This is a genomic window from Bradyrhizobium sp. (genome assembly GCF_049581145.1).
GTDB lineage: Bacteria > Pseudomonadota > Alphaproteobacteria > Rhizobiales > Xanthobacteraceae > Bradyrhizobium.
Window position 1 is genome coordinate 1 of the sequence record NZ_JBAURI010000407.1, and the last position, 9,326, is coordinate 9,326.

11 protein-coding genes are annotated in these 9,326 nt (G+C 62.9%); 9 read left to right on the top strand and 2 right to left on the bottom strand.

What is annotated here, in order from left to right; all coding sequences use genetic code 11:
- On the top strand, positions 1–809 hold an 809-nt coding region (locus WCB02_RS13130; protein ID WP_423958657.1), incomplete at its 5' end, for an ATP-binding protein.
- 96 nt (positions 810–905) lie between these two features.
- On the top strand, positions 906–1,484 hold the full coding sequence (locus WCB02_RS13135; RefSeq protein WP_423958658.1) for a peroxidase-related enzyme: 579 nt from the start codon (positions 906–908) through the stop codon (positions 1,482–1,484).
- 26 nt (positions 1,485–1,510) lie between these two features.
- On the opposite strand, the gene WCB02_RS13140 is transcribed toward WCB02_RS13135, so the two are convergent.
- Positions 1,511–2,137 carry a ParB-like protein gene (locus WCB02_RS13140; RefSeq protein ID WP_423958659.1) on the bottom strand — a complete coding sequence of 209 codons (627 nt, stop codon included), beginning with the start codon at positions 2,135–2,137 and terminating at the stop codon, positions 1,511–1,513.
- A 78-nt stretch (positions 2,138–2,215) separates the two neighbouring features.
- Between WCB02_RS13140 and WCB02_RS13145 the strand changes: the two genes are divergently transcribed.
- The 7 genes from WCB02_RS13145 to WCB02_RS13175 all read left to right on the top strand — a co-directional run bounded on the left by WCB02_RS13145 (position 2,216) and on the right by WCB02_RS13175 (position 8,086).
- Complete coding sequence (locus WCB02_RS13145; RefSeq protein WP_423958660.1) at positions 2,216–3,142, top strand: ion channel; 927 nt, start codon at positions 2,216–2,218, stop codon at positions 3,140–3,142.
- A gap of 93 nt (positions 3,143–3,235) precedes the next feature.
- Positions 3,236–3,577: a hypothetical protein gene (locus WCB02_RS13150; protein ID WP_423958661.1), complete on the top strand. Its 342-nt coding sequence runs from the start codon at positions 3,236–3,238 to the stop codon at positions 3,575–3,577.
- A gap of 194 nt (positions 3,578–3,771) precedes the next feature.
- Positions 3,772–4,059, top strand: a complete 288-nt coding sequence (locus WCB02_RS13155) for an acyl carrier protein (RefSeq protein ID WP_423958662.1) — start codon at positions 3,772–3,774, stop codon at positions 4,057–4,059.
- Between the two features lie 9 nt (positions 4,060–4,068).
- Positions 4,069–4,539 (top strand): 3-hydroxyacyl-ACP dehydratase FabZ family protein, encoded by a 471-nt coding sequence (locus WCB02_RS13160; RefSeq protein ID WP_423958663.1) that lies wholly within the window; start codon positions 4,069–4,071, stop codon positions 4,537–4,539.
- Positions 4,540–4,563: 24 nt separating this feature from the next.
- Complete coding sequence (locus WCB02_RS13165; RefSeq protein ID WP_423958664.1) at positions 4,564–5,775, top strand: beta-ketoacyl-ACP synthase; 1,212 nt, start codon at positions 4,564–4,566, stop codon at positions 5,773–5,775.
- Between the two features lie 77 nt (positions 5,776–5,852).
- Positions 5,853–7,130 (top strand): beta-ketoacyl-ACP synthase, encoded by a 1,278-nt coding sequence (locus WCB02_RS13170; RefSeq protein WP_423958665.1) that lies wholly within the window; start codon positions 5,853–5,855, stop codon positions 7,128–7,130.
- Positions 7,131–7,150: 20 nt separating this feature from the next.
- On the top strand, positions 7,151–8,086 hold the full coding sequence (locus WCB02_RS13175) for a lipid A biosynthesis lauroyl acyltransferase (protein ID WP_423958666.1): 936 nt from the start codon (positions 7,151–7,153) through the stop codon (positions 8,084–8,086).
- Positions 8,087–8,103: 17 nt separating this feature from the next.
- Here the strand turns inward: WCB02_RS13175 and WCB02_RS13180 are convergent, their stop codons facing one another.
- Positions 8,104–9,246 carry a tetratricopeptide repeat protein gene (locus WCB02_RS13180; RefSeq protein ID WP_423958667.1) on the bottom strand — a complete coding sequence of 381 codons (1,143 nt, stop codon included), beginning with the start codon at positions 9,244–9,246 and terminating at the stop codon, positions 8,104–8,106.
- Positions 9,247–9,326: the final 80 nt, after the last annotated feature.

Sequence of the window (9,326 nt, forward strand, 5' to 3'; positions counted from 1 at the left end):
ACACCTTCATGTTCGACAACGCCAATGTCGGCGGCGACACAATGGCTGAGGTCATCAGCCATCTGTTCCGGCTGCCGGCGAACGGCAAGCCGATGACCATCATGCAGCTCGCCGGCTTCCCCGCCGAAGTCGTCGACTCCGTGGTGTCGGTGCTGTGCCGCATGGCGTTCGATTTCGGGCTGTGGAGCGACGGGGTCTCGCCATTGTTGTTCGTCTGCGAGGAAGCCCACCGTTACGCCTCCGCCGATCGCAACATCGGCTTCGGCCCGACGCGGAAAGCCGTATCGCGGATCGCCAAGGAGGGTCGCAAATACGGCGTCTATCTCGGCCTCGTCACCCAGCGCCCGGCTGAGCTCGACGCCACCATCATCTCCCAGTGCAATACACTGTTTGCAATGCGGCTTGCCAACGACCGCGACCAGGCGCTGTTGCGCTCGGCGGTCTCGGATGCCGCGGCGAACCTGCTGTCCTTCGTTCCTTCGCTCGGCACCCGCGAAGTGCTGGCGTTCGGCGAAGGCGTGGCGCTTCCGACGCGGCTGCGGTTCAAGGAAGTGCCGCCGCATCAGTTGCCGCGCAGCGAAACCACGATCGCGACATCGCCCTCGGTCGCCGCAGGCCATGACACGCATTTCGTAGCTGCGGTGCTGGAACGCTGGCGCGGCGCCACGTCGCAACGCGACGTCCCGAATGACCCTTCCATCAACACTCCGGCCGCGCGCAGCCTGCCGTCGCTGGACGGGCCGATGCTGCAGCCTTCGCAAGGGCTCGATCACGACCGATTCTCGCTGCTCAAGAAGCCACTTCGCTAAGGCCGGAGACCCGCATCGCGCAGCTTGCATGGCCGCGTCCATCAACTATGGTTTCGGCAAAAGCCGCGTTTCGCGGCTCGAGCCCGGGACCTCGCCATGACGCAGCCCACCACCAGCCGCTTCCCCGTCCCAGCCATCGACAGACTGCCGGACGATATTCGCACCCGCCTCGTCGCGGTGCAGGAGAAATCGGGCTTCATTCCGAACGTATTCCTGACGCTGGCCCACCGGCCGGACGAGTTCCGGGCGTTCTTTGCCTATCACGACGCGCTGATGGAGAAGGACGGGGGGCTGTCAAAGGCCGAACGCGAAATGATCGTGGTCGCGACCTCGAGCGCCAACGCCTGCGAATACTGCGTGATCGCGCATGGCGCGATCCTGCGCATCCGGGCGAAGAACCCGCTGATCGCCGACCAGATCGCAATCAATTACCGCAACGCCGATATCACGTCGCGGCAGCAGGCCATGCTCGATTTCGCCATGAAAATCTGTCGCGAGCCGCAATCGGTCACGGAGCAGGACTTCACAGCGCTCGCCGGCCACGGCTTTGGCGATGACGACATCTGGGACATCGGCGCCATCGCCGCGCTGTTTGCGCTGTCGAACCGCATGGCGCATCTCACGCACATGCGGCCGAACGATGAGTTTTATCTGATGGGGCGGCTGGCCAAATAGCACGGCGGCCTGCTGGCCGCTACCTGTCAATCGTCCGAGGCCGGTCCGCACCAGCCCGGAAGGTAGATCGCGTTGTGGGTCTTGGCGAGTTCGAGCGCTTTTTCCATCGCCTTGCCAAAATGCTCATCGATGGACTTGCGTGGGATGTGGCGCCTGAGGAAATCCGCCCACAGGAACTCGCTGAACGGCGTGGTGTCCTTGGCGAAGCCGCCGGCGCGGCGCAATTCGCCGGCGAGGCTGCGGAACGGATCATCCTTCAGATCCGCGACCGATTTCGGCAGGTCCTTGAAGTGCCGGCGCTCCCCCTTGGCATCGTAGGGATAGACCCATCGCTTGTTGTCCATCACTCCCCAGAACGCGTCGCGCTCCACCATGGAGAGATCGCCGATCACGGTCACCAGGATATCCTTGACGCCTTCGTCGTGCAGCGCGCGCGCCAGATGGTGATGGTCGACCGCGTAGAAGCGCTCGTCCGGTCCGAGCACCACGGGAATCATGTGCTTGCCGACAAATTCGCCCTGCTTCTTCTTCGATTTGTGCTCCCGCCATTGCTGACGCTTCTCCTTGACCTCGCGGATTCCCACGGTCATCTGCGTGGGACGCAGCGAAAGGATCGAAACGGGCTGCAGGATCGGCTCGCGGGTATTCGCCATAACTTGAAGCTCGCTGGTTAGGTTGCCAAATAAATCCTTGAAATCGTACAATTATGACATGAGGGCGCAGGTGATCAAATGGCTTTGCCTGCAATCGACGCCGCGGACGAGCTCGAAACGATGCTGAACCGCCCAAGCGAACGGACGCCGAAGGCCAAAGTCGTCCGGCTTGGCGGCCGCGAAATCGTTGCCGAAGGGCTGCGATTGGGTTTCTGGGCCGACGTCAGCCATCGCTGCATGACGGCCTCCCTGCCCGCCTTCGTCGGCGGCGCCGCGCTCGTCTTCCTGACCTTCAACGCCGTGTTTGCGGTGTTCTATTGGCTCGGCGACCACCCCGTCGCCAACGTCCCGGGCGGCGCCTATATCGACTATTTCTACTTCAGCATCGAGACGCTTTCGACCGCCGGCTATGGCGATATGCATCCGCAGACCCATTACGGGCACCTGGTCGCGACCGTCGAGCTCTTCACCGGCATCTTTTCGATGTCATTGATGACGGGGCTGATCTTCGCCCGGTTTTCGCGGCCGAGCGCCCGCTTGCTGTTCGCCAACAACCCCGTGATTTCCAGCCACCAGGGGTCGCCCACCCTGATGGTGCGCTTCGTCAATGAGCGACACAACATCATCGGCAACGCAACCGCCAGGGTGTGGATGTTCAGGAATGTGGTAACCGCCGAAGGCCGCACGATCAGAACTTTCTACGAGCTGAAACTCCTCAAGAACGAGAATCCGGCGCTCGCGCTGAGCTGGACGCTTTTCCATGTGCTCGACAAGGACAGTCCGCTGTTCGGATTGACCGCCGAGGATCTCGACGCCGCCAATGCCTCGTTTGTGGTAGTGGTGTCCGGATATGACGTTGTTGCAGCGCAAACCGTCCACGCGCGAAAGTCCTATGAACATCCCGATATCCGATTCGGTCACCGCTATGTGGACGTGCTCAGCGTCGCCGAGGATGGCCGCGTGAAGATCGATTACGCCAGGTTCCATGAGACTTTCGAAGGGTAGCGCGGTGGATTCGACTAACGTGTCGAAACATTTTCCGTGAGAGGTGCGCGGCTGCGTGGTAGATTGCAGTTCGCCAAATCGGAGCCGGCAGCCGTGAAGACCCAGCGCCCCATCGCAGCGGAGGAAGAGCATCGCGTCATCCAATTCCGACCGCGCAATTCGACGCAGCCGCCAGGCTGGCGGGGCAATATTGCGGTGCAACCGCGACAGCCTGATCCGGATCCCGAACCGCTCGATTTGTCGCGTTACGAACGACCGCGCGAGGAGCCGGATGATTTTCGCCATCGCATGCTGGCTAACATCGCGGCCTTCGCGTTCACGGTGGCGCTGACGGCGATCGGGATCTGGCTTGCCATGAGCATCGCCGATCTGCGGAGAACACAGGATTGCGTCCTGATGGGGCGGCGCGATTGCGTGCGTATCTCCAATCCTTGAACCGAGGTTGAACGCGGCTTAGGAATCCAGCCAAGATTCCAGCGCTGCTGGCCCCTTCCGCCTCATTGAACTAAAGCCGGCGCTCCGATATACGGGCACTCGACTCCCGCGCGGCGGGACCTGGGGTTCCGGGGCGCGACGCCCGCCTGCCGCATCATTCTGGAATTTATCTCCAAGATATCAAAGGCTTAGTGATGTCCTCCACATTCGATCAGGTCGCAACGATCATCGCTGAGACCTGCGACATACCGCGTGACACGATCACGCCGGAAAGCCACGCGATCGACGATCTGGGCATCGACAGCCTCGATTTTCTCGATATCGCCTTCGCGATCGACAAGGCCTTCGGAATCAAACTGCCGCTGGAAAAGTGGACGCAGGAGGTCAATGACGGCAAGGCTACCACCGAACAGTATTTCGTCCTGAAGAACCTCTGCGCGCGCATCGACGAACTCGTCGCCGCCAAGGGCGCGGGCGCATAACCGCGCACCATGCAGTTCGAATATTTCCAGCTGATCGATCGCATTCTCAACCTCAATCTGGATGAGAAGACCATCACGGTCGAAGCGCAGGTCCCGAAGCAGAGCACCATCTTCGAGGGGCATTTCCCGGGCTACCCCATCATGCCCGGCGTGCTCCTGATCGAATCGATGGCGCAAACCTCGGGCTGGCTTCTGATCGCGGCGATGAAGTTCGAGCGCATGCCGTTCCTGGCCGCGGTCAAGGAAGCCAAGATGCGCGGCTTCGTCACTCCCGGCGAATTGCTGACGGTCGAGGCCAGCATCCATCATGAGGGCTCGGGCTATGCCATCACCGAGACCAAGATCAAGGTCGACGGCAAGCTCAGGTGCAACGCGACGCTGATGTTGAGCTACATCCCGTTTCCCAATCCCGACTTGCGCGGACATATGGATGCTGTCGCCAAACGCATCGGATTTCCCCAGCAAGCGCTGTTGCCATGAATGATCCGGTACGAGTGATCTGTAATGAGTGACGCGGCAACTTCGAAGCCAGAACCAGCGGCGGAAGTCTGGATCACCGGTATCGGTCTTGCCACCTCGCTCGGCGAAGGGGTGGATGCGAATTGGGACGCGCTGAACCAGGCCCGTATCAACGTCGACGAGAAGACGTTTGCACCCTACATCGTCCACCCCTTTGCGCCGGTCAATCTCGACGCGCAAATCCCCAAGAAGGGCGATCAGCGCCAGATGGAAGCCTGGCAGCGCATCGGTACTTACGCCGCGGGGCTCGCGCTGGATTCCGCAGGGGTCAAGGGCAACAAGGAAATCCTCGGACGGATGGACATGATCGTCGCCGCCGGCGGCGGCGAGCGCGATCTGGCGGTGGATACGGCGATCCTCAACGCCGAGGCGCGCGGCAATTCCGCGCCCGGTTTTCTCAATGAGAGGCTGATGAGCGATCTGCGCCCGACCCTGTTCCTGGCGCAGCTCTCCAACCTGCTCGCCGGCAACATCGCCATCGTGCACGGCGTCACCGGCTCGTCACGCACCTTCATGGGCGAGGAAGTCGCGGGCGTCGACGCCGCGCGGGTCGCGCTGGCGCGCATCGCAGCCGGCCAAAGCGACATCGCGCTGATCGGCGGGTCGCAAAACGGCGAGCGCAAGGATCTCCTGGTGCTCTACGAGTTCGGCGATTTCAACCTCAAGGACAAATACGTTCCGGTCTGGGCGCGTGGAGCTCAACCGGGCTTCGCGCTCGGCTCGGCCGGGGCCTTCCTGGTCATGGAGTCCAGGACGCATGCGACGGCGCGGGGCGCCAAGCCGTTCGCGCGCCTGAGCCGCGTGGTCGCCGATCATTCAAGGCGCAAGCAGCCGGGTGACGTCAGGAAGACGCTCGAGACACTCTGGGCCAAGCTCGGGCCGCCCGAGGATGGCGGCGCCATCATCACCGGCGCGACGGGCACCGAGCCGGCGACCTCGGAAGAACGCGCGTTCCTCGCCGAGCATCCGAATTTCCCGGTACGGGCAACCGGCACCGTGTTCGGGCACACCATGGAAACCCAGTTTCCCCTGGGCCTTGGGCTGGCGGCGCTTTCGATCTCGCGCGGCGCCCTGTTTCGATCGGCTGATTCCTCCGGAATCGAGATTGAAATGACCAAGCCACCAACCCAGATTGTGGTGGTCGGGGCCGGTCACTGGCGGGGCGAGGGCATGGCCCTGGTCGAGGCGATCAGGTAACCACGCTCAAGTCACTCGTTTCAAGCCGCTCGTGTCGGGTCACTTGTCTCGAATCGCTTGTCATCCTTGGGGGAAACATGGCTGCTGGACGCGACAAATTTGGACGGCCGATCGTGGTCGTCACCGGCATGGGCGTGGTGACATCGCTAGGCGCGGGCAAGACCGACAATTGGACGAAGCTGACAGCAGGTGAATCCGGAATTCGGACGATCACGCGCTTTCCGATCGAAGGCCTGAAGACGACGGTCGCCGGAACGGTCGATTTCGTTCCCGTCGAGCCTTTCTCATCAGCCAATCTGTCCGAGCGGCTCGGCGACCTCGCCGCCCAGGAGGCGGTCGCGCAGGCCGGCATCGGCAGCAAGGGTGACTTCCCCGGACCGCTCTTTCTGGCGGTGCAGCCGATCGAGGTCGAATGGCCGCAACGCGAGGAATTGGGCCGTGCCATCACGGTGCCCGACTTCAATTATGACGACATGTTGCGGGTGAGCGGCCACGGCAAGTTCACGCCATATCACCGCCGTTTTCTGTTGGGCTCGGTTGCGGATTATCTCGCGGAGACGTATGGCACCAAGGGCTCGCCGATTTCGCTGTCGACCGCCTGCGCCTCCGGCGCGACCGCGATCCAACTCGGCGTCGAAGCGATCCGCCGGGGCGAAGCCGACGCCGCGCTGTGTGTGGCGACCGACGGCTCGGTCAATCCCGAGACATTGGTGCGCTTCTCGCTGCTGTCGGCGCTCTCGACCCACAACGATCCGGCACGGGCCGCCTCCCGCCCGTTCTCCAAGAATCGCGACGGCTTCGTGATGGCCGAAGGCGGCGGAGCGCTGGTGCTGGAAAGCTATGAGGCCGCGACCGCGCGCGGCGCCAGGATTCTGGGCGTCATCGCCGGCTGCGGTGAGCTGGCCGATTCCTTCCACCGCACGCGCTCCAGCCCGGACGGCAAGCCGATCGTCGGCTGCGTCCGCAATGCGCTGGTCGACGCCGGAATCTCGGCCGAGCAGATCGACTACATCAACGCCCACGGCACCGGCACGCCGGAAAACGACAAGATGGAGTATCTCGGTATTTCGACGGTGTTCGGTGAATACGCCAAGCGGGTCCCGGTCTCCTCCAACAAGTCGATGGTCGGCCATACCCTGTCGGCGGCCGGAGCCGTCGAGGCGGTATTTTCGTTGCTGACGCTCGAGCATCAGCGGATTCCACCGACGATCAACTACGAGGTGCCGGACCCGACGATCCCCTTCGATGTCGTGCCGAACAAGGCGCGCGACGCCCGCGTGACTGCTGTGATGTCGAACTCGTTCGGCTTCGGCGGCCAGAACGCCTCGCTGATCCTCACTGGCGAACCGGCCTAGCCGCGCGCCGCGTTGGACCGATGCACCCTTTGCTGGCGCGTACCAGGGCCCGGATTCGCGACGCCACCAAGCCGCTCGGCGAGGCCGCCGTCGGGGCTCTGACGTTTGCTCTGTTGCGCGGCACGCGCTCTTTCGATTCGGACAAGACGGCCGACCGCTTCGGCCGGATCGCGCGGTTGATCGGGCCCGCGCTGCGGGAGAACCGGATCGGCCGCGCCAATCTGACAGCCGCGTTTCCGGAAAAATCATCCGCGGAGATCGAGGCCATTCTCGCCGGCGTCTGGGACAATCTCGGACGAATCGGCGCCGAGTTCGCTCATCTCGATCATATCTGGGACTACGATACCGGCTTTCCCGAAAGGTACTGTCGCATCGAGATTCCGCGGCGCACCTTCGAGTTGTTCTACGAGCTGAAGCTCGATGGCAAGCCGGCATTGATCTTCACGAGCCACCTCGCCAATTGGGAACTCCCGGCGCTCGCCGCGGTCGCGCACGGGCTCGATGCCGCGATCCTGTACCGGCGGCCGAACAGCGCCTCCGCCGACCGCGTCGTCCAGAACGTCCGGCAGGTGAAGATGGGAACGCTGATCCCGGCCGGCCGCGACGCGCCGCTGCGTCTCGCCGACGCCCTGCAAAAGGGCCAGCATGTCGCGATGTTTGTCGATCAATACCTGACCGGCGGCGTCGAAGTCACCTTCTTCGGCCGCAAGACCCGCGCCAATCCGATGCTGGCGCGACTGCTCCGCCAGGTCGAATGCCCGATCCACGGCGTGCGGATCATCCGCCTGCCCGGCCACCGGTTTCGCGCCGAAATCACCGAGGAAGTGAAGCCGGTGCGTGACGCCGCCGGCAACATCGACGTGCAAGGCACCACCCAGGCCATCACGTCGGTGGTCGAAGGCTGGATCCGCGAACATCCGGAACAGTGGCTCTGGCTGCACCGCCGCTGGCGTTAGCCGCGGACCGCATCTGGCTAGCGCTGCACGATCAGTTCCGCCATCGCGGCCGGCGCCTCGATGAAGCCGCGCGGACAATCGCTGGCCGCTAGCCGCAGCAGGCGCAGGGCTTCCTGCCTGTTCTGCTTCAGAAGAGCAAACTCGCCGCTGTAGAAATTGGCTTCGCAGGTCCGCCCCCGATTCGTCTTCGGATCGTTGTCATGAGCGGCGGCCAGCGTCTGCGCGGCATTCGACTCCCCGAGGAACTGGGTGATCAGCGGCGCAGGCCAGACCGTCATGTCCAGTTGTTTGGCAGCTTCCGGCAAATGGCTGGGCGCATTGTTGCGCAACTCGGCAAGATCGCGCCAAAGCGCGGCATAACTATCCTTGGGCAGGAGCTCGGTTGCCTTTCGGAAGTCGGCTTCCGCGTCCGCGCCATGGCCGCCGACCACATAATACGCGACGCCGCGGTTGAAATAGGCCGCGGCATCGCTGGGATCGAGGCGGATCGATGCGGTAAAGTCTGCAAGGGCGGCGGCATTTTCGCCCATCAGGTAGGAAACGCAGCCGCGCGTGAAGTCGGCCATGGCGTTATTCGGGTCGAGCCGGATCGACTGATTGAGATCGGCCAGCGCATGCTCGAAGTCCCCCTCCGTCTTGTACAGTTCACCTCGAAAGAAATAGGCCATGGCGTAATTCGGGTCGAGCCGGATCGACTCGCTGAAGTCGGCTAGCGCGTGGCCGAAGTCGCCCTTGTTCTTGTAAAGGTCGCCGCGCGCATTGTAGGCCCACGCGTTGCCCGGATCGAGCCGGATCGCTTCGTTGAAATCGCCGAAAGCGCGCTCGACATCGCCCTTATTCAAATGGACATTGCCACGGTTGACATAGGCAGGGGCGTAACCGCGATCGATCCTGATGGCTTCGTCGCAATCCGCCAACGCGCGATCCGGATCTTTTTTCGCCCACCACCATCCGCAGCGGCTGCTCAATGCGGCAGCGCGGCCCGGACCGGTCACCTTGGCATCTGCGAGGACGCGGTCGCATGCCGCGATGTTTTGATCGGCCTTGCTGATCTCTCCGACGAATTTGCACTGATCGAAATCGCCATAAGTATCGGCGAGAACTGAACATGGAATTGCGAACAGCATGGCCAATCCAGCAAGCAGCATCCAAACACGCATCACCCTCCGCCTCCCGTCGCACCTGTTTTCGCCTTAGTCCGGCTACTTAAGTTGTCGGCGGCCCCTCATGCAATGTCGTT